Origin of the sequence: Streptomyces xanthophaeus (assembly GCF_000725805.1) — a bacterium.
GTDB lineage: Bacteria > Actinomycetota > Actinomycetes > Streptomycetales > Streptomycetaceae > Streptomyces > Streptomyces xanthophaeus.
Map to the genome: position 1 here is coordinate 41,041 of NZ_KL647136.1, position 22,337 is coordinate 63,377.

At 71.5% G+C, this 22,337-nt stretch carries 24 protein-coding genes, 1 tRNA gene and 1 pseudogene; 18 read left to right on the forward strand and 8 right to left on the reverse strand.

Going from position 1 to position 22,337, the window contains the following annotated elements; genetic code table 11:
- The gene (locus tag IO30_RS0137230; RefSeq protein ID WP_031150685.1) at positions 1–786 is read right to left on the reverse strand and encodes a GntR family transcriptional regulator; all 786 of its coding nucleotides are present in this window, start codon (positions 784–786) and stop codon (positions 1–3) included.
- Positions 787–1,280: 494 nt separating this feature from the next.
- On the opposite strand from IO30_RS0137230, the gene IO30_RS0137235 reads away from it, so the two are divergent.
- The 9 genes from IO30_RS0137235 (at position 1,281) to IO30_RS0137270 (ending at position 6,971) form a co-directional block, all read left to right on the forward strand.
- The gene (locus IO30_RS0137235) at positions 1,281–1,535 is read left to right on the forward strand and encodes a DUF6284 family protein (RefSeq protein WP_031150687.1); all 255 of its coding nucleotides are present in this window, start codon (positions 1,281–1,283) and stop codon (positions 1,533–1,535) included.
- Positions 1,536–1,594: 59 nt separating this feature from the next.
- Complete coding sequence (locus IO30_RS41460) at positions 1,595–2,599, forward strand: hypothetical protein (RefSeq protein ID WP_237403525.1); 1,005 nt, start codon at positions 1,595–1,597, stop codon at positions 2,597–2,599.
- On the forward strand, positions 2,596–2,937 hold the full coding sequence (locus tag IO30_RS0137245; RefSeq protein ID WP_031150691.1) for an RRQRL motif-containing zinc-binding protein: 342 nt from the start codon (positions 2,596–2,598) through the stop codon (positions 2,935–2,937). The genes IO30_RS41460 and IO30_RS0137245 overlap by 4 nt, the downstream gene beginning before the upstream one ends.
- A gap of 29 nt (positions 2,938–2,966) precedes the next feature.
- Positions 2,967–3,116, forward strand: a complete 150-nt coding sequence (locus tag IO30_RS45795; RefSeq protein ID WP_157853456.1) for a hypothetical protein — start codon at positions 2,967–2,969, stop codon at positions 3,114–3,116.
- Between the two features lie 51 nt (positions 3,117–3,167).
- The gene (locus IO30_RS42485; RefSeq protein ID WP_157853457.1) at positions 3,168–3,476 is read left to right on the forward strand and encodes a hypothetical protein; all 309 of its coding nucleotides are present in this window, start codon (positions 3,168–3,170) and stop codon (positions 3,474–3,476) included.
- On the forward strand, positions 3,476–4,057 hold the full coding sequence (traA, locus tag IO30_RS47450; RefSeq protein ID WP_237403461.1) for a plasmid transfer protein TraA: 582 nt from the start codon (positions 3,476–3,478) through the stop codon (positions 4,055–4,057). Before IO30_RS42485 ends, traA begins: the two co-directional genes overlap by 1 nt.
- A 14-nt stretch (positions 4,058–4,071) precedes the next feature.
- On the forward strand, positions 4,072–6,120 hold the full coding sequence (gene traB / locus IO30_RS0137260) for a plasmid transfer protein TraB (protein ID WP_031150695.1): 2,049 nt from the start codon (positions 4,072–4,074) through the stop codon (positions 6,118–6,120).
- Positions 6,121–6,299: 179 nt separating this feature from the next.
- The gene (locus IO30_RS0137265; protein ID WP_051902825.1) at positions 6,300–6,773 is read left to right on the forward strand and encodes a hypothetical protein; all 474 of its coding nucleotides are present in this window, start codon (positions 6,300–6,302) and stop codon (positions 6,771–6,773) included.
- A 12-nt stretch (positions 6,774–6,785) separates the two neighbouring features.
- Positions 6,786–6,971 carry a hypothetical protein gene (locus IO30_RS0137270; protein ID WP_031150699.1) on the forward strand — a complete coding sequence of 62 codons (186 nt, stop codon included), beginning with the start codon at positions 6,786–6,788 and terminating at the stop codon, positions 6,969–6,971.
- A gap of 15 nt (positions 6,972–6,986) precedes the next feature.
- Here IO30_RS0137270 and IO30_RS0137275 read toward each other — a convergent pair whose 3' ends face one another.
- Positions 6,987–7,985, reverse strand: a complete 999-nt coding sequence (locus IO30_RS0137275; RefSeq protein ID WP_051902837.1) for an SRA domain-containing endonuclease — start codon at positions 7,983–7,985, stop codon at positions 6,987–6,989.
- Positions 7,986–8,118: 133 nt separating this feature from the next.
- Here IO30_RS0137275 and IO30_RS0137280 point away from each other — a divergent pair, with 133 nt between their 5' ends.
- From IO30_RS0137280 to IO30_RS0137295, 5 genes and pseudogenes are all read left to right on the forward strand, one after another.
- A complete protein-coding gene (locus tag IO30_RS0137280; protein ID WP_051902826.1) occupies positions 8,119–9,057 on the forward strand; it encodes a bifunctional DNA primase/polymerase in 939 nt (312 codons plus the stop codon).
- Positions 9,058–9,230: 173 nt separating this feature from the next.
- The gene (locus IO30_RS46545) at positions 9,231–9,413 is read left to right on the forward strand and encodes a hypothetical protein (protein ID WP_031150705.1); all 183 of its coding nucleotides are present in this window, start codon (positions 9,231–9,233) and stop codon (positions 9,411–9,413) included.
- Positions 9,413–10,665: pseudogene (locus IO30_RS41475) on the forward strand (DUF3631 domain-containing protein). Before IO30_RS46545 ends, IO30_RS41475 begins: the two are co-directional and overlap by 1 nt.
- Before the next feature lie 164 nt (positions 10,666–10,829).
- Positions 10,830–11,027 carry a helix-turn-helix domain-containing protein gene (locus IO30_RS44175; RefSeq protein WP_078904929.1) on the forward strand — a complete coding sequence of 66 codons (198 nt, stop codon included), beginning with the start codon at positions 10,830–10,832 and terminating at the stop codon, positions 11,025–11,027.
- The gene (locus IO30_RS0137295) at positions 11,027–12,169 is read left to right on the forward strand and encodes a site-specific integrase (RefSeq protein WP_078904930.1); all 1,143 of its coding nucleotides are present in this window, start codon (positions 11,027–11,029) and stop codon (positions 12,167–12,169) included. Before IO30_RS44175 ends, IO30_RS0137295 begins: the two co-directional genes overlap by 1 nt.
- Before the next feature lie 63 nt (positions 12,170–12,232).
- On the opposite strand, the gene IO30_RS0137300 is transcribed toward IO30_RS0137295, so the two are convergent.
- Positions 12,233–12,307: transfer RNA gene (locus IO30_RS0137300), tRNA-Val, on the reverse strand.
- 55 nt (positions 12,308–12,362) lie between these two features.
- Here IO30_RS0137300 and IO30_RS0137305 point away from each other — a divergent pair.
- The 3 genes from IO30_RS0137305 to IO30_RS0137315 all read left to right on the forward strand — a co-directional run bounded on the left by IO30_RS0137305 (position 12,363) and on the right by IO30_RS0137315 (position 15,181).
- Positions 12,363–13,661, forward strand: a complete 1,299-nt coding sequence (locus IO30_RS0137305) for a coiled-coil domain-containing protein (RefSeq protein WP_031150709.1) — start codon at positions 12,363–12,365, stop codon at positions 13,659–13,661.
- Positions 13,662–14,331: 670 nt separating this feature from the next.
- Positions 14,332–14,907, forward strand: a complete 576-nt coding sequence (locus tag IO30_RS41480; protein ID WP_051859423.1) for a DUF4383 domain-containing protein — start codon at positions 14,332–14,334, stop codon at positions 14,905–14,907.
- A gap of 55 nt (positions 14,908–14,962) precedes the next feature.
- Positions 14,963–15,181 (forward strand): FmdB family zinc ribbon protein, encoded by a 219-nt coding sequence (locus IO30_RS0137315; RefSeq protein ID WP_031150713.1) that lies wholly within the window; start codon positions 14,963–14,965, stop codon positions 15,179–15,181.
- Positions 15,182–15,216: 35 nt separating this feature from the next.
- Here IO30_RS0137315 and IO30_RS0137320 read toward each other — a convergent pair whose 3' ends face one another.
- The 4 genes from IO30_RS0137320 to IO30_RS0137335 are packed head-to-tail and all read right to left on the reverse strand — an operon-like array spanning position 15,217 to position 20,423.
- On the reverse strand, positions 15,217–15,876 hold the full coding sequence (locus tag IO30_RS0137320; RefSeq protein WP_031150715.1) for an O-methyltransferase: 660 nt from the start codon (positions 15,874–15,876) through the stop codon (positions 15,217–15,219).
- Entirely contained in the window at positions 15,873–16,703 is an 831-nt protein-coding gene (locus tag IO30_RS0137325) for an HAD family hydrolase (RefSeq protein ID WP_031150716.1), read from the reverse strand. The genes IO30_RS0137320 and IO30_RS0137325 overlap by 4 nt, the downstream gene beginning before the upstream one ends.
- Positions 16,700–19,210, reverse strand: coding sequence for a phosphoribosyltransferase (locus tag IO30_RS0137330; protein WP_031150718.1), 2,511 nt, complete (start codon positions 19,208–19,210; stop codon positions 16,700–16,702). Before IO30_RS0137330 ends, IO30_RS0137325 begins: the two co-directional genes overlap by 4 nt.
- Positions 19,211–19,256: 46 nt before the next feature.
- On the reverse strand, positions 19,257–20,423 hold the full coding sequence (locus tag IO30_RS0137335; protein WP_031150720.1) for an HpcH/HpaI aldolase/citrate lyase family protein: 1,167 nt from the start codon (positions 20,421–20,423) through the stop codon (positions 19,257–19,259).
- Between the two features lie 194 nt (positions 20,424–20,617).
- Here IO30_RS0137335 and IO30_RS0137340 point away from each other — a divergent pair, with 194 nt between their 5' ends.
- Positions 20,618–21,415: a TerD family protein gene (locus IO30_RS0137340; protein WP_031150722.1), complete on the forward strand. Its 798-nt coding sequence runs from the start codon at positions 20,618–20,620 to the stop codon at positions 21,413–21,415.
- Positions 21,416–21,495: 80 nt separating this feature from the next.
- Here IO30_RS0137340 and IO30_RS0137345 read toward each other — a convergent pair whose 3' ends face one another.
- Positions 21,496–22,239: a TerD family protein gene (locus tag IO30_RS0137345; RefSeq protein ID WP_031150724.1), complete on the reverse strand. Its 744-nt coding sequence runs from the start codon at positions 22,237–22,239 to the stop codon at positions 21,496–21,498.
- Positions 22,240–22,337 lie beyond the last annotated feature (98 nt).

The window sequence follows — 22,337 nt, forward strand, 5'->3', positions numbered from 1 at the left end:
CTACTTCTCTCCATGTGCCGAGTCCGGAACCTTGAAGTCATACTCCCAGGCGAACCGCGAAGCAGCGTGCACGCCTACGGCGAACTCGACCACGGTCCCGTCCGCGGTGTACGTGGTCCGGTGCAACTCGACCACCGGTTCACCCGTCGGCAGTTTCAGCAGCTTCACTTCTTCGCCGGTGGGGACGCGGGCGAACAGGTGCTCCTTCATGTGGTCGATCTCGTACCCGGCGTCGTAGAGCACTCGAAATCCGCCGCCTCGGCCGGCGGGTCCCGGCGTGGGGTCGACCAGACGCGTCCCCTCGACATGTTCGGGGCGGTAGTAGCTGGTCAGTGTGTGTGTGGGCTGCTCGCCCTCTCGCACCAGGCGGGCGCGCGCATAGACCGGGGCTCCGATCGGGAGATCGTGAGCCGCCGCCACCGCCGCAGGTGCCTCGACCAGGCCGACCGTCTGCGTCTGCTCGCCACGCTGGTAGGAGCGCCCTGAGGCGACGCGGTCCGCGATGAACACGACTTCGTCCCCGTCGCGCCACTTTGCCTTGTCGTAGCGGCTGATCCCCAACCGCTTCAGTGGCGTCTGCGCACGGACGATCGTCCCTACGCCACGCGAGGACGTCACGAGCCCTTCTGCCTCAAGAGCCTTGTAAGCCGCGTGCACCGTCGCCTTTGAGCCCTCACCCGCTTCGACCAGATCGCGAATCTGGGGAAGTCGCTGGCCAGGCGTGTAATCGCCGTTCTTGATCTGCTCGGCCAGCTTGTCCGCCAGCGCGCGCCACTTCGGTGCCACCAAGCTCTCCTCTCGACGCAGCCAGTTTCGCACAGTCCTAGGACATTGACAGTCCTAGGACTGATAGCGCATGGTCTTCCCAGACGGCAACGCAGTCCTAGGACATCGGGGCCGATCTCTCGGGAGGGTCTTCTTTGGGCTGCCCGAGCCGCATGGCAAGGGGCCCGGGGCAGAGCGGGCCGAGGGCGCATTCCGGACCCTGGTCATTCCGGAGGGCTTAGACCGAAAGGTCATGTCTCCATACGCCTTCGCCAGGCATGGCGGCTCTACCTCATACGGGAGTCGCAGTCCTGAAGGAGACACGTTCGGCGTCCACCGCAGTGTCCTGCGGCGGCCGGTTGCCTCCCTCGTCCGTCCGTCGCTTCTGCGGCGTACGGGCGGGGTTGAGGGGAGCCGGAGTTTCTTCCGCTTCACCCCCCAACGCAGTGCAGCCCCGGTGCTGGAACACCGGGGCTGCTGTTGGGTCCCGTTCCTCTACCGAAGGAGCAAGACCCGTGGAGTCCATCGCTGCACTTCAGGACCGTGTTACCCCGTGGTCGGACGGCCTTGAGCCGTCGGACGCGGAGCTGGATGTGATCGAGACCGAGATGCCGGTGGTTCTGGCCGAGGTCGAGTTGCTGGACGCGCTGATCGCGCTGCTGGACCGGCCGGCGTCGGAGTTCGACGCGCGGCGGATCCGGCGGGCGCACAACCGGGTGCTGGCCGCCCGGCGGGACCTGGCCAACCGTACCCCGCTGGAAGCGGCGTGAGCGCCGGCGGGGCTCTGACCCGCCCGCAGAGGATCGTGCTCACCGCCGCGTTCGTGCCGATGCTCGCCACCGGCGCGGCCGGCGGGGCGGGCACGTTCTCCAACATCAACGGCGCTTACGGCTCCGGGACTGCGCTCGGCGCGGTCGCCGCGGGCGAAGGTGCCACAGCTGTTCTCGCGCTGGTGCTGCTGGGCTTGACCATGCTGGGGCAGGCCGCTCCTCTCGTGGTGCGGGCCGGTCTGTGGCTGCTGCCGGCCGCTGCGTCGGTCATGGCAGCGATGGCCGCAGACGGGCCGGGTCGCACGGTGATTTACGCGGTGACGCCGATGGGCATGTGCGTGGCCGCGGAGGGGATGGCGTTCCTGGCTCGACGGATCGTGGTCCACACCGACGGCCGGGACGCCGAGGCCGAGCACCGCGCGGCCGCGGTGGTCAGGTCGCTGGCCTTCCACCGGGCCCGCGCCGCGAACCACCCCGACGCGCGGATCCGGAAGTCCTCGGAGCGGACGTCGTGGCGCCTGGCTCGGAGGGTCGGAGCGGGGGATGCCTCGCTGGGGTCGCGGCTGCTGGAGGTGCAGCGGGAGCGGGTCACCAGGGGTGCGGATGTCGCGCTGGCGGACATGTTCGTCGTGGCCGTCGCACCCGGCCGTGACGCCGTCACGGCCTCCGTGGCTCCCGCCCTTCTCCCGGCCCCGGAACCCCGCACCGGGCCTGTCCCGACGGTGGTCGAGGGTGAGACCGTCACGGTGGCCCGTGACGGGGAAGACACGCAGGTCAACGCCACCGCGCCGGATGCTGAGGCGGATGGCTTCACGGGGGCCGTCACGCCCGTGACGCTGGACGAGGTCGCCACCGTCGCGGGCGTGTCCACGCCCCGCCCGGCCGAGGCGCTGTCGGACGTGCAGCTCGTGGTGGTGCTGCGGCATCTTCGGTACTCGGATGATCCGCCGCTGTCCTACCGGCAGGCCGTCACAGCCTTCCGTGACGCCGGGTTCGTCGGTGGCGAGCAGCGCATCCGCACCGCCTGGGGCGCACTCATGTCCCAGGAAGAGAGCACCCCGTGAGCGGCCTGCCCGTCTATCCGTGGCGTCTCGCCCCGGACGGGCTGGCGACGCGCCGGCAGCTGCGGGCGGCCGGGTTACGGCCCGGTGGTCAGGACGTCGTCGCGCAGTTGGAGCGGCCCCGCTACCGCCGCGGCCCCCTGGTCGCGTTCCTGTACCGCGTAGACCGTGCTCTGGCCGTCCGGCCGATGACCGCGGCCAAACAGACGGCCCTCGATGCCGCGAACACGGCCCGCCGCACCTGCCCGACCTGCCGCCGCGACGCGGGCTACGTGATCCCCGCCCGTCTCGGCGAGTGCATCCCGTGCGCCTACCCCGACTCCGAACCGTGCGCCGCCTGAACCGCCCCGCCTCCGTAGGGAGTTCTGCTGTGTCTCGCCGCACGCGGCCGCAGGCCGCATCCACGATCCACATCCCGCGTCAGCGCGGCGGCCGGCGTGAGCCGGTCATCCTCGTCGTCAACCCCGAGCCCCCCACCCTGACCTCCCGCGCCGCCGCGGCTACGGGCCGGTGGGTGTAGAAGCACCGCCGCTCCTGGGCCCCCACCGGCCTCGCCACCGCCCTGCTGATCGTGACCGGGGCGGTGCACCTGATCGAGCCCCGCACCGCGTGGTTCCTCGCCGCCCTGGCCACCGCCCCGGCTGGCGTGTGGGCGTGGGCCAAGTTCCGCCGCACGGCCTGCGGGCGGGCCGCCGCGTTCTGGCGGGCCGTCCTCGCCGTCTTCGCCACCGTCATCGCGACGTGGATCGCGCTGGCCGTATGGATCGCTCCCACCCACCCGGCCCTGTTCACCGCCTGGACCGTCCTGACGCTGGCCGGGCAGGTGGCATGGATCGCTGCCCGCCGCATGACCTCCCCGTCTGAGAAGGAGAGCGCCTGATGGCGAACCCCACCAACGCCGCCGGATGGAAGCCGGGCGGCGGGCAGCAGACCCGGACCCAGCGGACCCGGTCCGCGCCGCGGGCCGGTGCGAACGGTTCTCAGACCAAGGTCAACAACAAGACGTTCTCGCCTGGCTTCACCCTGAACGTCAACGCCGGCGGCCGCGGCAGCAACGGCGGCAGCCGCCACGCCGCCGCCTCGTCCGCGGGCGGTCAGGGCGGGGGCCGGTCGCTGCTGCCGGCGCCGGAGTTCACCTCCCCGGCGCAGGTCCGCCAGTACTGCAACGCCGTCCGCGCCGCCGGCGTCGCCCTCTCGATCGAGGTCGCCATGGGCGCCGAGATCCTCAAGGCCACCCTCGTACAGGTCCCCGACCCCGACGGCCGGATCGGCGGCTCGCGGTTCAGGGCGGCGAAGGTCTCGCGGAAGATGCAGCGCGCCGCCGACGCCCTGCGCGACGCCGCGAAGAACGCCGCCGCCACCTACGCCGCGTTCCAGCAGGAGTACGAGGAAGAGATCAACCGTGTCCGCCACCGCGCCCGTCCCGCCGCGACACCGCGCATGGACTGGGGCCAGCTCTAAGAAGGGAGTGAGTCATGGCCACGACTGAACGCACCACCGTTGAGCAGCAGTACGAAGACCAGCTCCGCGGAGCCTCCGACGGCAACGGGATCACCGCCTACATCCTCCACCGCGCCAAGCCCCACCTCCCGCCGTGGCTGTGCGCCGGCGGCGTGGGTCTGGCCGGGGCCCTGGGCAGTCTCCAGTGGGAGGGCAGTGCTGCGGCGGGCGTGGGCCTCACCCTCGCTTCGGTTGCCCTGACCGGGCTGACCTGGTGGGCCGGTAAGGCGACCGGGCAGCAGCGGCGCCTGCACTCGGCCATCACCGTGGCCGCCGGATCCGCCTGGCTCACCGGCGCCTGCCTCGCCGGACCCACCGCCGGAGCCCTGCCCGACCTGTACCTGATGGGCACACCCGCGCTCGCCCTGTCCTGGAACATCCGCATGGTCCTGCGCCGCAACGTCGATGGCACCACCGCTGGCGGGACGGACAAAGGGCTGCTGGAAAAGGTCGGCCTGGCCAGGGCACAGATCGGAGCCACTTCGGTGGAGCCGAACCGGGTCACCGCGAAGATGGCTCTGGAAGCGGGCGAGCAGACCAACGAGGACGTCTCCAAGGTCCTGCCGCGGATCGCGTCTGCGCTGGATCTGCCGACCTCGGCGGTCCGGTACATGGGGGACCCCAGCTCCGCCCGCCGTGGTGAGCTGGTCATCGTCCCCGAGGACATGCTGGCGCAGGTGGTGAAGTGGGAGGAGCCGTCGAACCTGGGCGGGTCCATTGCGGAGCCGCTGATCATCGGCCGATACGACGACGGCGCCCCGCTCCTGCTGTGGCTCCCCGGTGACCCGGAGATCGAGCGGAACGGCACCCATGTGCTGATCGCGGGCGGGACCGGCTCCGGCAAGGGCGACGCCGCCCTGAACCTGATGGCGGAGATCCTCTCCCGCCGCGACGTGCTCCTGTGGCTGTCCGATCCGAAGATGTTCCAGGACTTCCGCCCGCTGCTGCCCGGCATCGACTGGGCCGCTGAGGGCGGGCCGGACACCGAGGTCATGGTGGAGGCCATCAAGGCCGTCATCCCCGCCCGAACCCGCTGGCTCGGAGCCCACTCCTACCGGCAGTGGATCCCCGAGGCCGCGCAGCAGCAGACCAGCCGCGATCACACCTGCCGCCCCGACGGCCGGCCCTGCGGCTGTGAGGGCATGCCGTTCCTGGTCACGTGGATGGAGGAGGCTGCCAGCACCCTCCGCCTGATGGGCGACGACGCGTTCACTGGCATCTCTCAGGAGGCCCGCTCCGCAGGTCTCGCCCTGATCGTCTCGCTTCAGCGGCCCTCATACGACCAGATGTCCACCTCCACCCGCGCATCCCTGCCATCCGTGATCGCGCTCGGCTGCGATCCCCGCGATGAAGGGTTCTCCCTTCCCGACACGGTCATCAACGCGGGCGCTCACCCTGGGGCGTGGGGGAACCGGCGGCCGGGCTACTGCTACGTCGTCTCACCCGGCATCCCCGAAGACCGCTACCCCTCCCCGGGCCGCACCTTCGCCATCCCCCACACCGCCACCCCCACCATGGAAGCCCTGGCCCGGTGGGCCCAGTCCAACGGCCCTACCGCGGACCCGATCACCGGCGGCGCCGCCCGCTCGTTGGCCGGGCAGAACTACCCCGGCCGCCTCGCCCCCGGAGCCGCCCCGGCCCCGCGTCCGATCGCCGGCGAAGAGGAGGCGGAGATGGAGGCGGAATCGTCTGGGCTCTTCGTCGACCCGGACGACGCGGGCATCGACCCTGAGGCCGAACTGGCCGCCGGACAGGACGGGGACGACATCCCGCTGTGGGAGTCCCCGGGGCACAAGCCCTCCCCGGAGGAGGCGCGGGAGCTGTTCGCCTACGCGCTGAACGACTTCGAGACCGCCGGGCAGATGGTGGTCGGGCCGAAGGACTTCATGGACTGGTGCGACCGCCACCAGCTCTCACGCCCCTGGGTCTCCGCCCGCCTCAAAGACGCCGCCCTGGACGGAAGGCTGGAGGCGACCTCGACCACCGGACGGTGGCGGATCGTCCCCACCCTCAAGATCGCCTGACGCCTGACACCCCCTGACAGTGTCACGGCGGCGTGACACCCAAACCCCTAGGCAAACCCCCTGTCAGAACCCGTGACACCCATGGTCTGGCACCCCTGACAGGTCTGCCTGACACCTCACCCACCCGGCCCGCGCCACCCACCACGGCGCGGGCGCCCCATGCCTCGGGAGGCATCTCCATGCCGTACGAGCCCGCCATCCACCACCCCGAACCGATCACCACCGACCTGCCCCCGACGCTCGTGTCGGGGGCGCTCCTCCCGGCCGTACCGGCCGGAGCGGACATCCGGCTGGTGACCCTGCCGGACGGAACCCGCACCCTCGCCTACACCCACTCCGCCCCGATCGAACCCGCCCCCGCCCCGGCACCCGCGGGGGCTGTGCCGCGGTGGGCGAAGACGACTGCACTTCTGGCCCCCACGCTCGGCGGGGGCATCGGGGCGGCCGGAATCGGAATCTCCTACGCCGCCCCTGGACTGGTCGCCATGGCCAACGCCCTGTGGGCGCTGGTCGCACTCATCGCCGCCGGCGCCGTCCTCCCCCTCCTCGCCCGCACCGGCCGCAGCCGCAGCAGGCCTGCGATGCACATCACGCAGAACATCAGCGCGACCGGCCTGTTCGGCCGTGCCCACGGCACCGTCCACCACCGCTGAAAGGGAACGTCCATGGCCCAACAGACGCTCATCGAGCGCTTACTTGACGTGCTCGCCCGTCTCATCGGGCAGCGCACGGTGCGCTGCCCGGATCCCAGCTGCGGTGTCCGTATCCGGTACCGCAACGTCACTCCGGATGAGGCCAAGCGGCTCGGTGCGATGGCAACCGACCACGGTCGCCACAACAGCGGCCGCTAATCCCGATATCGGGGCTCAGGTGGTCAGGGGGAAGCCGGCAAAGCCGTCCTCGTCCTGGTAGACGAGGTGAACGTTCTGCGAGGCCAGCAGATCCTTCACGTCCTTGCTCGGCTCGCTGGGCAGCAGCACAGCCGCCCGCAGCCCCTCCGGGTTCGGGAGGTGCCGGCGGTAGTCGGCCAGCTGACCGATCGCCATACGGATGTTGGTGCGGGTGGTCAGCCCCTTGGCCTCGTACAGCACGTGATCGGTGATGTCGTACAGGTCCGGGGTGAGAGCACCCACCTCACCGGCGATGGTGATCTGGAACGACTTGTGCACGTGGCCCGCGGCCTCAAGGTCCTTCTTGAACGCCTCCATCAGCAGGCCCTCACGGCGCAGAACCGTGCGCGGCCCACCGGGAACGTCAGCGATCGTCTCCGAGGTCGTGTGCTGCTCGGACTTCTTGTCCTTAACGCTGGTCTGCGCAGGGATCACCGGGACAGTGTCGACGTCTTCGACGTCGTTGCCTGGCGCCGGCTTGAGCCAGTCTTCTTCCGTCCAGGCCGGCGTCGACCCCGGAACCGGCCGAAGCCGAAACACCAGGGCGTTACGCATCTTGTGGTCCTGACCCGGTCCGCGGCGGATCTCCACCGGGTTGATCGGGTCCACCGTCATCTGCCCGATGTAGCGCTGACGCATCGCGCCGCTACCGCCTTGCACCTTGCCGTGTGCGACGAACAGGTGCAGCTCGCGGCCGTCCTCGACGTGGTACCGCAGGGACTTGTTGCGGCTCTTCATCTCCTGGTCGCCCTTGGCGCCGTAGCCGGTGTACAGGTACAGCGGACCGTACTCGTCATCCTCGGCGCGGCCGTCGAAGGTGTACCCGTACTCCTCGCCCGCGGACGGGTCGGAGTAGACGAACACCTTCTTTGCCTCGTTGGCCGGCTCGATGCCCTGGTACTTCCCACCGCCGAACGCTGCCACGACCTCGTCACGCGTCGTGATCACTCCGGGCACAAGCTCAAACGTCGTCATGGTCACGACCATAAGCAGCCCAACCGACATCCCGGCACCCGATTTCCGGGACCACGCAAGCGGGCGGCCCCCTCTCGCCAAAGACCGGGGCCGCCCTGTCTCCACATCCACTCAAGACCTGGAGGTTTTCAGCATGCCCCATCCCCCCAACTCCCAGCGAGACCACGGCTTACGACTGCTTCAGGCAGCCCTCGCCGCGGCCGCCCGCGGATGGCCCGTCTTCCCGCTCCGTCCGGGATCGAAGGTTCCCGCCCTCCACGGCGAGATCCGTTGCCCGCGCACCGGAGACTGCGCCGCCGGTCATGCCAAGCCGGAGGTGAGGGCCACCACCGATCCCGACCGGATCCGTACGGCGTGGGCCAACGCCCCGTACAACGTGGGCCTGGCCACCGGTCCGGCCGGGCTGGTCGTCATCGACCTCGACCCACCCAAACCCTCCGACCCGCCCGGTACCCACAGCGGTGCCCAGATCCTCGAAGCCCTCTGCCACACCACCGGCCGCGACATCTCACCCACATACACAGTGACCACCCCGTCCGGAGGTAGTCACCTGTACTTCAGCGCCCCGGCCGAGACCACCATGCGCAGCACCCAAGACATCCTCGGCCGGCACATCGACACCAGGGCCTGGGGCGGGTACGTCGTTGCCCCCGGCAGCACCACCCCCGCCGGTTCCTACGCCGTCACCGACGACCGGTCCCCCGCTCCGCTTCCTGACTGGGTGCACGCTCGACTGAGCGCCCCGCCTCGGATCACGGCCACCCCGCTCCACCCGGACGTCACCGGTTCCGCCAGGGGCCGGCGGGCCGCATACGCTGGGGCAGCCCTGCGCAACGAGCGACGCAACGTCGAAACGGCGGTGGAGGGCAGTCGTAACGCTGCGCTCGTGCGTGCCGCGCGAGCCCTGGGGCGGCTGATCGCAGCCGGCGACCTCGACCGCGCGGAAGTCGAGCAGGCTCTTAGCTGGGGGGCAGCAGCGGCCGGCCTGAAGCCGTACGAGTCCCGCTCCGCGATCACCAGCGCCCTGAACTGGTCCATCGCGAACAACCCGCACGGCCGGGCGACGGTATGACCGGCCGCGAACGCCCCCCAACTAAGAGCCTTCCCAGAGCCACCACCGACGTCAGCCCCGCCGAACATGCCCCCACGCCATCTGCCGGTAGCGCGCCGAAGGTCGTCGCCCGTCAGGGCGTCCCTTCTGCCGTTCGCCCTGACCCGCGTACGACCGATGACGGGCGTCGCCCCGTGGCCTGGCTCCACATCGTCGCCCCTGGCCACGGTGTCATCCCGACCGTCCGGTCGTCGTGCAGCTGCGGCCGCGACCTGTTCGCCGCCGGCCACCGCAAAGCCCTGGCCCTCATCACCGATGACGAACACCACCGCTCCGCCTGCCCCCAGCTCAACCCGACCCAAGGGAAGGCAGCCTGATGCCCAACACCCTGGCCACGCCCGCCGAGCCGATCGACGGTGCCGCCCTGCTGGACGACGTGGAGGCGTTCCACCGCCGCTTCAACGTGTTTCCCCACGAAGCCGCCTACGTGGCCGTGACCCTGTGGGACGCGCACGCCCACCTCCTCGACTGCTTCGAGGCCACCCCGCGTCTCGCGTTCCTCTCCCCCGAACCCGGATCCGGGAAGTCCCGCGCACTGGAGATCGTGGAGACGCTCACTCCCCGCGCTGAGACCACCGTCAACGCATCCTCAAACTCGCTGTTCCGGCTGGTCGACGCGCCCGAGGGGCGCCCCACGCTGCTCTTCGACGAGATCGACACCGTCTTTGGACCCAAGGCGGGCGACAACGAGCCCGTCCGCGGGTTCCTGAACACCGGCTACCGACGCATCGGCGGTATGCACCGGTGTGTGGGCGACGGCTCCAACCAGGTCGTGCAGAAGTTCTCGTCCTACTGCGCCGTCGCCATGGCAGGGCTTGGCTCGCTACCCGACACGATCCTGACCCGCTCCGTCATCATCCGCATGCGGCGACGCGCCCCCAACGAGAAGTGCGAGCCCTACCGACAGCGCACCGACGAGAAGGTCGGCCACGCCCTGCGTGACCGCCTCGCCACGTGGGCCGACTCCGTACGGGAACAGCTCAGCGGCGCCTGGCCGGTGTTGCCGGAAGGGGTCGTAGATCGGCCCGCCGACGTATGGGAACCGCTCCTCGCAGTCGCGGAAGCGGCCGGCGGTACCTGGCCCGAGCGGGCGCGCGCGGCCTGTCTGGAGCTCGTCAACGCGGCACACGACAGCGACGAAGCCTCTCTCGGCATCCGGCTGCTGACCGACCTGCGCGACAAGGTGTTCTGCGGCGCCGACCGCATGCCGACCGCCGTCATCCTCGAACAGCTCCTCGGCATGGACGACGGCCCCTGGAGCGACCTGAACGACAAGCCCATCACCTCCCGGACCCTGGCCAAGATGCTCGGCCAGTACGTCACCCCCAAGAACAAGCCGATCAAGCCTCAGTCGGTCCGCACCGCATCGGGTACGCCGAAGGGCTACCTGGCGGATGACCTTGCCGACGCCTGGACGCGCTACTGCCCCCTCCCCCCGGAAAGTCCGCAACATCCGCAACGTCCGCAACACCGCAGGTCAGCGGTAGTGAGTCTGTGGCGGGAACCCCTCACGGCATCCGCAACAGCGCTTCGGAATCCGCCACGGCCGCCGCCCCCGCCGGCGCCTGACGCATCCCGTCTCGGTGCCGCCACGTCCGCCGGCGTGGCGGCACCCATCCGCAACAAGACCCGAATCCGCAACAGATCCGGGCTTCTGACCTGTGCTGTTGCGGTGTTGCGGCTGTTGCGGATCCCCCAAGGCGAAGGAAGACACCCCGCTCCCGGAGGTCGCATTGAGTTCGGCCCTGCCCACCACACACCAGGCGCTGACCGTGCCCGAGGTCATGGAGGCGCTGCGGCTCAGCCGCTTCACCGTCTACAACCTGATCCGCTCCCGCGCCCTCCCGAGCTTCACCGAGGGACGTTCCCGACGCATCCCCGCCGACAGCGTTCGGGCCTACCTGCAAACCAAGTTGGAGGAAGCAGCCTGATGGCACGCAAGAGAAACCCGAACGGCGCAGGCAGCATCTGGGAGCGAAGCGACGGGCGTTACGAAGCCCGCGTCTACGTCCCCCAGCCCGACGGTACCCGCAGCCGCAAGACCGTGTACGGCAAGACCTGGGCGGAGTGCGACGCGAAGCGTCAGGAGCTGGTGCTCCGGGACCGCCAGGGCATCCCGACGCCCACGCGCTCGGCCAAGCTCTCCGAGTGGCTACCCTTCTGGCTGGAGACCTTCGTCAAGAACGACCGCAAGAAGACCACATACGCGAAGTACGAGACCCACGTCCGCCTGTACCTCATCCCGAATCTGGGCTCCAAGCGCCTGGAGACGCTCGGGGTGCCGGACGTACGGCGCATGCTGGCCGCCGTGACCGCGCAGGCGTCCGCAGCCACGGCCAAGGAGTCGCACCGGGTGCTGCGCAGCGCGCTCACCGCCGCGAACCGGGAAGAGCTGATCAGCCGCAACGTGGTGATGCTCGTACCGGCGCCGCGCGTGGTCCAGCGGGAGTTGAAGCCGTGGGATCTCGACGAGACGCTGACCTTCCTGGAGGCATCGCGGCACGACCCGCTGTACGCCGCGTTCGTGCTGGCGGTGGCTCTGGGGCTGCGCCGGGGCGAGATCCTCGGGCTGCGCTGGTCGGACATCGACCTGGAGCGCCGCACCCTCACCGTGCGGAACCAGATCCCGCGCGTACAAAAGGAGCTGTACGCGGACTCCACCAAGAACCGGCGCACCCGAGCCATCCCGATCCCGCGCATGTGCGTGGCCCCGCTCCGGTGGCAGCGCATGCGGCAGGCCGCACTGCGGGCTGCCGCCAAGGAGTGGGAGGAGAGCGACTACGTGTTCACGACCCGGTCCGGCCACCCAGTCGAGCCACGCAACCTCAGCCGGTCTTTCGAGCGGATCGGGCTGGACGCCGGCCTGCCGCGGATCCGGCTGCACGACGCACGGCACGGCTGCGCCACGCTGCTGTTCGCGGCCGGGGTGCCGCCGCGGGTGGTGATGGAGATCCTGGGGCACTCGCAGATCGCCGTCACGATGAACATCTACACCCATGTGACCGACGGCAGTAGGCGCGAGGCGATGGGGCACATGGACCGGCTGCTGCGCCGTCGGCGCCCGGCCGAGTAGGCAACTGCCGTCACCTGAAGCCGTCAGAGGCCCCCAACCAAGATCGGTTGGGGGCCTCTGCACTGGTGGGCGCGGACGGTTTCGAACCGCCGACATCTGCTTTGTAAGAGCAGCGCTCTACCCCTGAGCTACGCACCCGTGGATGAGTGGACAGCCTACATGGCGGGCCTACCCCCCACGCAAACCCGTTCGTGTGGGGGAGAATGGAGCGGGGCATGAGCGGACGACGCGGCACGGGAGAGGGATTGTGACGACGGCATCCCGGCGGTGGTTCGGTGGGCGGGACGAGAGTCGGCGGGCGGATGCGCAGGCGGCGAAGGATGCCGCCGCGGCCGCTTTCTACGAGCTGGACACCGCGCAGCGGGATCTGCGGATCTCGGTCGAGACCATCGCCGCAGCGGACGGGTCGCCCGCCGCACGGCAGGTCGGCGAGGGGTTCACCGCGCTCGGGCAGCGCATCGACCAGGTCAGTCACGCCTACATCGAGGCGGTCGACGCGCACGATCTGGACCGTCCGGAGCTTGAGGCCTCGGTCGCCGCACGGGCCACGCAGCAGTTGACGCGGGCCCGGGAGGAGCTGGACCGGGTCAAGGCGGAGCTGGACCGGTTCGCGCAGCAGTTGCAGCCGTTGCTGGACAAGGCCGAGACGCAGCTGGCGCGGGTGGCTCCGGCCCGGGAGCGGGCGAGGGCCGCGCTGCTGGCGGCGAGCGATGCGCTGGACGGGGCGCGGGCCGGGGGGATGCGGGCCGACGACCTGGCCGCGCGGCTGGCGGCGCTGGGTCCCGAGCTGACGCTGCTCAACCAGGGTGCTGCTCTGCACGGCGTGCAGGCGACGGTGCAGCGGGCCGACCGCATCCTGCGGGACGCGGAGGCGATACGGGCGGAGGCGGCGCGGCTGCCGGAGCGGGCCGCGGAGATCGACCGGCGGCTGGTGAGTCTGCGGACGCGCGCGCAGGCGCTGCGCAACCGGGCGGACCGGGTGGATCCGGTGCTCAGCGAGTTGCGTCGGCGCTTCAGTGCGGCCTGCTGGCAGGACCTGCAGCAGGTACCGGACGAGGCGGTGCGGGATGTCGCGCGGGCCGAGGAACAGCTGCGGGACGCGGGGCGGGCGCGGGATGAGCAGCGCTGGGCCGACGTGACGGCGCTGATCGAAGCGGTCCGGGCTTCCCTGGACGCCACGGACGAGGCGGTTTCGGCGGCGCAGGACCGGCTGACGCGGCTGGAGGCGGTCGCGCGGGACCCGCAGGCGGAGGTGGACCGGACCCGGTTCGCGATCCGGGATGCGCAGCGGCTGGCGATGGCGGGCCGCAGCGTGCCCGAGCCGCGGCACGCGCGTCCGCTGGACGAGGCGGTGGCGCGGGTGGAGCGCGCGCGGGCAGCTCTGGAGGAGCGGCACCCGGACTATTGGGCGTTCCTGCTGGAGATGGAGGACGTACGGGGAGCCGTGAACCGCGTGGTGAACGAGATCCGCGCCGAGCTCGGCCACGGCTGACGCGCGGAGCCCGCCTGGCAGAACGGGCGCGCAGGACGGACGGCCTTGGCTGAGCCCGCTGCCCGGGCCGCCCGGCGAGCCGCGGCGCCGCCGCCGGGCAAGGCTGGGCTGCCGGAGCCACCGGCCAGGGCGAGAGGCAGGACAGCCGGGCAGGACGGTCGGCCTGAGCCGGGCCGCCGGAGCCGGAAAGAGCCACAGGAGCCCCCGGGAAAGCCGAGCCGCTGGGCAGGGCGGCCGGAAAGACTGGGCAGGGCGGCCGGAGCCGCCGGCCGGGGCGGCTGGAACCGCCGGCCGGGGCGGCTGGAACCGCCGGCCCGGATTGCCGGAGCCACCGGCCCGAGGCGGCCGGAACCGCCGGCCCGGGTCGCCGGCGCCGCCCGGCCGGGGCGGCCAGGACCGGCGGTCCAGGCCGCCCGAGCCGCCGCCCCTGACCGGCCCGGTTGTTTCGTGGGGGGTGGCGGCGGATGCTGGGAGTGCCGGCAACGGAGCAGAGGAGGGCACCATGGCTGCCCATACCACCCACCAGCCTCCCGCGGCCCGTGAGCCCTACGCGCCTCACGCGGCGTACGGGTGCACCGAGCCGCACGACCACTACGCGCCGTACGTGGCCCATGAGCCCGATCCGAACGCGCCCCCCGCGCCGCACTTCGCCGACACGCTCTCCCGTCGCATGGGGCGCGTGCTGCACCCCGTGAACGCCCAGCTCGACGATCACCTGCCGACCGACCACAAGCTCAGCAAGGTGTACCGGGTCGGAGCGGGACTGACGGGTCTGCTGCTGGTGGCGTTCGGGATCCTGGGGCTCATCGACCAGATCGGGTTCTTCGACACCGGCGGGGACACGGTGCTCGCCCTGAACACCAACGGTGCGCTGAGCGTCCTGTCGATCTGCATCGGCGCGCTGCTCTTCGTCGGGATGGTGATCGGCGGCACCTTCGCCTCGACCCTGAACATCGTGCTGGGCGTGCTCTTCATCGCGAGCGGGTTCGTGAACCTGGCGCTGCTGGACACGGAGCTGAACTTCCTGGCCTTCAGGATCCAGAACGTGCTGTTCAGCTTCGTCGTCGGCGTGATGCTGATGTGGTTCGGGATGTACGGGCGGGTGGGCAGCGCCCTGCCGCACGACAATCCGTACTGGCGGGCCCGTCACCCCGAGCAGGCTGCCCGGGAGGACCGGGCACGCCGGACCGGGCCGCGGCAGTCACCGGGGCTGCGGCCCGTGGCCCACGGCCGGAGCGGTACGTAGCGCGAGCCGGAGCGGTACGTAGCGCACGGCCGCCGGGCGCGCTTAGCCTGTGCGCATGCCTCGATACGAATTCCGCTGCCGGACCTGCGACGACACCTTTGAGGTGAGCCGTCCGATGGCCGAGTCCTCCGCGCCCGCCGACTGCCCGGCGGGCCACGCCGACACCGTCAAGCTGCTGTCGGCGGTCGCCGTCGGCGGGTCGAGCAGCGCCCCCGCGCCCGCGATGGGCGGCGGGGGCGGAGGCGGCTGCTGCGGTGGTGGCGGCTGCGGCTGAGCCGGTTTCAGGGCCGAAAGCTCAGCGCTCAGGGCTCAGCGCTTGCGCGACAAGGTGAGGCCGTCCGAGATCGCCAGGAGGACGGAATCCATGCGCGGGTCCGCCGAGACGTGGTCGTTGAAGGCGCGGACCCCGGCCGCCGAGCCGGTGGCCGACTCGTCGAGGACCGTGCCGTGGTACAGCGTGTTGTCGGTGACGATCAGGCCACCGGGGCGCAGCCGCGGCACGAGCTCCTCCCAGTAGGCGATCTGGCTCTCCTTGTCCGCGTCCACGTAGGCCAGGTCGATGTGCGGTTCGGCCGGCATCGCGCGCAGGGTCTCCAGCGCCGGTGCGATCCGCAGCTCGATGCGGTCCGCGACGCCCGCCTCCTCCCAGGCCTGCCGGCCGTACGCCGTCCATTCCTCGGAGACGTCGCAGGCGATGAGGCGGCCGTCCGCGGGCAGGGCCTGGGCCATCGACAGGGCCGAGAAGCCGGTGAAGGTGCCGACCTCGACGATGTGGCGGGCGCCGGTCAGCCGGACCAGGAAGGCCAGCAGCGGGCCCTGTTCCTCGGCGGACTGCATCCCGGCGACGTGCGGGAACTTCTCGTACGTGGTCGCCACCAGCCCCCGCTGGACCGCGTCCAGCGGGGGGTTGTGGTCGAGCATGTACCGGTAGAGCTCATCGGTGATCTTGGTGCTGTTGCCCTTGGTCATGCGTCCAGTGTGCCCAGCCGGGCCGCTTCCCGGGTGAACGCGCGGACGATTTCCTCGCCCGCGAGGACGCCCGCCTCGGGCAGGGCGGTGACCGTCGGCGCCGTCCACTGCGCGTCGGCCAGTTCGCCGTGGCCGGGGCGCCAGCCGGCGTCCGCGGCGAGCAGCAGGTCGGCGTCGAGGAGGGAGTCCCCCGCGGCGAGGGTGACGCTCGCTCCGGTGCGGCGGGCCACCTCGTGCATCGCGGCGCTCTTGGTGAGCGGGCGCGGGACGGCGTAGATCTTGCGGCCCTGGAGGGAGACGGTCCAGCCCCGGGTCTCGGACCAGCTGGAGAGGGACTTGAGCCATTCGTCGGGGACGAGGGCGCGTTCGACGACCAGGTAGGCGAAGAGGTCCTCCGCCAGGCGTGCCTTGCGCAGCCAGGCCGGGTCCGCCGTCGCCAGCAGGTGGGCGTGGACCTCTTCCAGCGGGGCGCACTCCTCGGCGAGGCGGGCGGCGACCTGGCGGCGCCAGTCCCGGTCGGGGACCCCGTCGACCAGCAGCTGGCCACCGTTCGCGCAGATCGCGTAGGGGGCCGGGCGGCCGGGGAAGCGGATCCGCTGGTACTGCTTGCGGGTCCGGGTCGTCGTCGGGACGAAGACCACGGACGGATCGGCCGTCAGCTCCGCCAGCAGTCCGGCCGCCGTCTCCGTCATGTAGGACAGCGGCTTGCTCTCGTGGACCTCGACGCACAGCAGCCGCGGGGCCACCGGGTCGGGCATGGTCAGGCCGAGGGCGGCCGCCGAGTAGATGAGCGTGCGGTCGAGGTCGCTGGCTATCAGGACAGTCACTTCGAGGCCACGGCCTTTCCGTCGGCGCCGGTGGCGCCGCGCGTGAAGCGGGGGTGAACGAGTCCCACGCAGGTGTAGGGCAGCCCGTCGACCTCTTCCACCGGGACGCCGCGCTGCTCGGCGAGCAGGCGTACGTGGTCCAGGTCGGCCCCGGCGCCGCGCTGCGCCAGGATCTTCCACGGCACGCGGCGCAGCAGGACCCGGGTGGTCTCGCCGACGCCGGGCTTGACCAGGTTCACGTCGTGGATGCCGTACTCCTCGCTGATGCGTTCCACCGCCGCCCAGCCTTCCCAGGTGGGCGTGCGGTCGGCCGCCAGCAGTTCCTTGACCTCGTCGTCGACGGCTTCGGCCACGTCGTCGAAGTGGGCGGCGACGGCGGTGACGAAGTCGGCGGAGACGTCGGCCCCGGCGAGCTCGCGGTAGAACTTCGCGCCGTGGAAGTCGGCGGGTCCGACCAGGTCGGACCTCAGAACCGTACGCGAGACGAGCCCGGAGACGGTGGAATTGAGACAGGCCGAGGGGATGAGGAAGTCCTCGCGGGTGCCGTAGGTCGACACGCAGGAGCCGGGGTCGGCGAGCACGACGATCTCCGGGTCGAAGCCGGGGAACTCGCCCAGGGCGGCCTTCAGCTCGCGGGTGATGGCGCCCTTGCCGGTCCAGCCGTCGACGAAGACGACGTCGGCCGGGTCGTGGTGGGCGGCCAGCCAGCGCAGGGCGTTGGCGTCGATGCCGCGGCCGCGGACGATGGAGACGGCGTAGTGCGGCAGGTCCAGGCCGTGCCGCAGCTGGGCCCAGCGGCGCATGAGCACGCCGACGGGGGTTCCGGCGCGGGCCAGGGAGACCAGGACGGGCGACGGGGAGCGTTCGGCCAGGACGGTCTCGGTGACCGTGCCGACGGCCCTGGCTATGCGGGCGGCGGAGGCGCCCAGCGCGCTCAGGTAGAGCTCCTGGTACTGCGGGGACGGCTGGTACTCGACGGGCAGTGATTCTGCGTAGTGGGCGCCGCCCGCCTGGATCGCTTCCTCGCGCTCCTCGGTGGGGGCTTCCAGCTCGACGTCGGAGAAGTCCTGGAGCAGCCAGCCGACGTCCTCGGGTGCGTACGAGGAGAAGGCGGGGCCGCGCAGGGGCTCGGTCATGATCGGCTCCCGCCGGTCGGGTACGTCGGGTACATCGGGTGCGTCGTGTACGTCGGGTACGTAGGAAGGCACGACGGCCAGCAGGACGCGGCCGGTGTGCCGGGCCAGGGCCGCCAGGAGCCCCGTGTGCAGGGCGGGGGTGTCCGCGGCGGAGTCGACGACGGCGACGACGGTGTCGAAGCCGGGGTCCGCCGTCGCGGCGCGCACGTTGTAGGCGTAGCGGTCGCCCGGGCCGTCGGCGGGCTCGTCGTGGGCGGGGAAGACCAGCCGGGTCCGGATGGCGTAGCCGGGGTCGTCCACGGCCAGGACGGGCGAGCGGGTGGTGGTGGAGAAGCGGACCTCGGGGGCCGCGCCGGTCTCCTCCAGGGTCTGGGCGAGGCGCAGCGGCGCGTACATCAGCTCCTCGTTGCCGAGGACCAGGACCCGTCCGGGCCGCTCGCCGAGCGCGTCCGCGAGCCGGGCGGCCATCGCGGGCAGGGCCGCCTCCAGGGTGGCACGGTGCGCGGGGGTGAAGCCGTGCCGCCCGCCGTCGGGGAGGCCTGCGGGCCAGCCGAGCGCGACCCGCACGAAAGCGCCGTCGACGGGCCCCGGCCGGAGCCCCTCCGCCGCGGCGCCCTGCCGGTCCGGGTGCCCGGATTCGTACTCCTCGACCAGGGCCTGGCCCTTGGCCAGGACCCCCTCGGGGAGGTGGACCGTGCCGGAGGCCAGGGCGATGAGGTCGACGCGGGCGCCGATCTCGGCGGCGAAGGCGGTGAGCCGGTCGCGGTCGGCCGCGGAGCGCATGTCGACGAGGGCGACGACCACGTAGTGCCCGCGCGGGTGGCGGCCGTGCAGGTCGCGGATGGTGTTCAGGACGGTGCTGCCGGTGGAGAACTCGTCGTCGACGAGGACCAGCGGCCCGCTCCCCGCGAGCAGCGCGGGGTCCTCGGGCAGCAGCAGGTGCGAGGTGGCGTGCGAGTGGGCCTCCTCGAAGCCGCCCGCGGGCTCCACGCCGGGCACGGGCCGGCGGGTGGAGTGCAGGTACGGGGCGGGCCCCAGGCCGTCGGCGACGCAGTGGCCGAGGCCGGTGGCGGTCTCCGCGTAGCCGAGGACGACGGCCGAGGCGGCGGCCTCGTCGCCGAGCAGCGCCCGGACCCGCTCGCCGAGCCCGTACCCGGCGGCGTACACGGTCCGCGGGGACTGCGGGACGTGCTTGCCGAGCACCTGCGAGACGAGCAGGTGCGCCCGCTTGGGGTTGCGGCGCAGCGCCAGCCCGAGCAGGTCCGCGAGCTGCGGTGAGCCCGGCCCGTCGGCCTCTTGCAGGCGTACGCCCAGCCGGTCCGCGACCCAGGTTCCCGACCACACTGCTTCGATCGTCTTGCCCTTCCTCATAGCCTTCGTTGCCTTCGCTGCCTTCGCTGCCTTCTTCAAGGACGGCTCAGACCTGCAGCCCGGCCGTCAGGAGGTCGACGAAGCCGACCTCCTCCTTCGCCACACCGAAGACCTCGGCGCGCAGCATGGTGCGCTCGGCCCAGGCCCGGTGGGGCTTCACCTCGTTCATCTTGTTCGTGTAGACGGAACGCATCACGCCGCCGCCGCCCCGCTCCGGGCGCAGGATGTCCTGGGCGTCGCTGAACTCCTCGTGGGAGACCACCGACAGGGCGTGCACGGGCGTGACGTGCGCGGGGTGGATGCAGGTCTTGCCGAGCAGTCCGTTGGCCCGGTCGAGTTCGATCTCGCGCAGCAGCCCGTCCAGGTCGTGCTCGATCAGCGCGGTGCGCAGTTCCTCCACGCCCTCCTCAAGGAAGGGGCTGCGGCGCAGCTGGGGCTTGAAGAGGCGCTGCTGGCTGCGGAAGTACTCCCACACCGGGCCGGTGACGGTGAAGCCGGTGCCGTCGGCGCGGCTGAGGACGTTGACGACGTCCGCGATCACTCCGGCCACGATCTGGACGTCGTAGGCGGTCATGTCGGGGGTGCGCCGCAGGCCGTAGACGGAGCAGAAGTCGGTGACGCCGAGCCGCAGCGCCAGGACCCGCTCGCGGTACGCGTTGACCGTGCGCGAGATGCCCGCGAGGGCTTCGACGCGGGTTTCGAGGTACAGGAGGTCGGGGGTCTCCAGGACGGGCATGGCATACAGGCGGGCGTGCCCGTGGGCCGCCTCCGCCTGGGCGACGGCGTCGAGGAAGGCCGTACCGCGGCTCTCGGTGAACTTCGGGAGTACGAATCCGGCCAGAAGGCGCGCCGAGCCTCCGAGGCGGCGCACCAGGTCGGGTATCTGCTCGGGCGTGCGCACCCGGATGAACAGCAGCGGGAGCTCGTCGGCCTCCGCGTCGAGGTCGGCGAACTGCCGGACGAGGTTCTCCTCGGCCCCGGTCACGTCGCCGTCACTGATGGAATCCTCCAGGCAGAGGACCATGGAGACCACTCCGCGGCCGGCCTGCTTGCGGATGTCGGCGGCGAGCTGGGGGCGGGTCGCCGGGCTGTAGAGCGTGGCGCCCAGTGCGGCGGCGAGGGTACGGGCGGGCGAGGCGGCGGTGAACTCGGCCGGTTCCTGGTGGAAGAGGTCCTTACGGACCACGGGCGATATATGCCCAAAGTGACGCATGTGCTTCCCCCGTACTGCCTCGGCGGCCCAACTGGCGTGGCCGGTAATAGTACGTACGAACGTGAGTCAAGAGTTCCTCAAGCACATGAAGTTCAGGTAACCCTCTTGCACCATGCCCAGGTCTCCCGTTCGATACAAGGCCCTACGGGGGGCCGCATTGTCCCGCCCGACCCCGGGAGGGCAGGATGACGGGCATGACGCACGCGATGCAGAAGGGCTCGAACATCCCGGTGTCCGCCGTGGCGGTCCGGGCGGTACTGCGCTGGACCGACGGCCCGGACGTACCCGACGTGGACGCCTCCGCCCTGCTCGTGGGAGCGGACGGGCGGGTCCGGTCGGACGAGGACTTCGTCTTCTACAACCAGCCCCGGCACCCCTCTGGAGCCGTGTGGAGGCTGGGGAAGAAGCAGCTCGGCGACGGGATCACCGACGCCGTCCAGGCCGACCTGCGCGCCGTGACCCCGGCGGTGGACCGGATCCTGGTGGTCGCCTCGGCCGAGGACGTCCCCTTCGAGCATGTGCGAGACCTGCGGATCCTGCTCTACGACGCCACCGCGACCGGCGGCTCCGAACCGCTGGCCTACTTCGACGTACGGCCCGAGACCGGCGCCGAGACGGCCCTGATCTGCGGGGAGATGTACCGCAGGGGCGAGGGGTGGAAGTTCCGCGCGCTCGGCGAGGGCTACTCCAACGGACTGGTGGGCCTGGCGACCGACCACGGGATCTCGGTCGACGAGAACGCGCCGGAGGCCGGAGCCGGAGCGAGCGGCGGCGGAGCCGCCGCAGGGCCGACCGCCGGGCCGACCGCCGACCAGACGGCCGCGATGGCCCCGCCGTCGCCCCGGACCCCGGCCCCGCCCACCCAGGCCCCGCCGGCCGTCCAGCCCGCCTACGGGTACCCGCAGCCGGTGTCCCCGGCCCCGGTGCCCGGCCCGGGCGGCGACCCGGCCTTCCGGCTGCCGGCGCAGGGCCCCCAGTTCATCCGCCGCTGAGCCCGGCTCATCCGCCGCTGAGGCCGGCCCGGGCGGCCTGACGGCCCGGCCAGGGCGGCACGCCCGCCCCGGCCGGGCCGTCAGGCCTTGGTGCTCTTGTAGCCCCGCCCCCACTGGAGCCCCCAGCCGTACAGCCGGTCCAGCTCGGCCTGGAACCCGTAGACGAACTTCACCTCGCGCCGCACGACGAGCTCTCCCTTGACCTTCTCCAGGGAGACCACCGCGCAGGAACGGGCCTGCGGGTGCCGCTCGTCCAGCGGGATCTCGATCCGCGGCCCGGTGACCGGGAAGAGGGTCACCATGGCGTGCGTCCGGTCGAAGGCCGGGGTCTGGTCGTAGATGTAGACGAAGACCAGCAGCCGCTTGATCTCGTCCGCATGGTCGAGATTGACGTACAGGGTCTCCCCGGAGGCCGAGCCGAAGCGGTCGTCGCCGCTGAGCTTGACGTACGGCGGGTCGTTCAGGTCGCCCAGCAGGTTGCCCAGCGGCTGCACGGCGCCCCGGGTGCCGTCGGTCAGCTCGTACAGGCAGCCCATGTCGAGGTCGACGTTGACCATGCCCTGGGTGTGCGCCTGCACCATGTCGGGCTTGAAGAGCTTGAACGGATGCCGCAGGAGCTGCCCGCTCTGGCCCGAGCGGCGGCCGCTGATGTCCGAGGTGCGCATGCGCCAGGACAGGTTGACGCGCAGGTTGCCGTGGACCGCCCCCTGTTTGGTGAGCGACACCGTCGGATGTCGTTTGTTCAGCTCGATCGCGTTCGACGAGGCGCTGCCCGACTGGAACTGCACGGCGCGGCTGCCCAGGATGCCGTCGAAGAAGCCCATACCCCTACCCCCCTGCTGCGTACGTACGGAAAACGGGGCGGCCCGCCGGGTCCGTGGACCCTGCAGGCCGCCCCGCCATGGAGCGTTCCGCATTACCG

What these genes read in the sequence shown, in the direction of transcription:
- IO30_RS41460 (WP_237403525.1), top strand. Translation starts at nt 1,595, where the DNA reads ATGCTCGCCACCGGCGCGGCCGGCGGGGCGGGCACGTTCTCCAACATC.
- traA (WP_237403461.1), top strand. Translation starts at nt 3,476, where the DNA reads ATGGCGAACCCCACCAACGCCGCCGGATGGAAGCCGGGCGGCGGGCAG.
- traB (WP_031150695.1), top strand. Translation starts at nt 4,072, where the DNA reads ATGGCCACGACTGAACGCACCACCGTTGAGCAGCAGTACGAAGACCAG.
- IO30_RS0137265 (WP_051902825.1), top strand. Translation starts at nt 6,300, where the DNA reads ATGCCGTACGAGCCCGCCATCCACCACCCCGAACCGATCACCACCGAC.
- IO30_RS0137270 (WP_031150699.1), top strand. Translation starts at nt 6,786, where the DNA reads ATGGCCCAACAGACGCTCATCGAGCGCTTACTTGACGTGCTCGCCCGT.
- IO30_RS0137275 (WP_051902837.1), bottom strand. Translation starts at nt 7,985, where the DNA reads ATGACGACGTTTGAGCTTGTGCCCGGAGTGATCACGACGCGTGACGAG.
- IO30_RS0137280 (WP_051902826.1), top strand. Translation starts at nt 8,119, where the DNA reads ATGCCCCATCCCCCCAACTCCCAGCGAGACCACGGCTTACGACTGCTT.
- IO30_RS0137295 (WP_078904930.1), top strand. Translation starts at nt 11,027, where the DNA reads ATGGCACGCAAGAGAAACCCGAACGGCGCAGGCAGCATCTGGGAGCGA.
- IO30_RS41480 (WP_051859423.1), top strand. Translation starts at nt 14,332, where the DNA reads ATGGGGCGCGTGCTGCACCCCGTGAACGCCCAGCTCGACGATCACCTG.
- IO30_RS0137315 (WP_031150713.1), top strand. Translation starts at nt 14,963, where the DNA reads ATGCCTCGATACGAATTCCGCTGCCGGACCTGCGACGACACCTTTGAG.
- IO30_RS0137320 (WP_031150715.1), bottom strand. Translation starts at nt 15,876, where the DNA reads ATGACCAAGGGCAACAGCACCAAGATCACCGATGAGCTCTACCGGTAC.
- IO30_RS0137330 (WP_031150718.1), bottom strand. Translation starts at nt 19,210, where the DNA reads ATGAGGAAGGGCAAGACGATCGAAGCAGTGTGGTCGGGAACCTGGGTC.
- IO30_RS0137335 (WP_031150720.1), bottom strand. Translation starts at nt 20,423, where the DNA reads ATGCGTCACTTTGGGCATATATCGCCCGTGGTCCGTAAGGACCTCTTC.
- IO30_RS0137340 (WP_031150722.1), top strand. Translation starts at nt 20,618, where the DNA reads ATGACGCACGCGATGCAGAAGGGCTCGAACATCCCGGTGTCCGCCGTG.
- IO30_RS0137345 (WP_031150724.1), bottom strand. Translation starts at nt 22,239, where the DNA reads ATGGGCTTCTTCGACGGCATCCTGGGCAGCCGCGCCGTGCAGTTCCAG.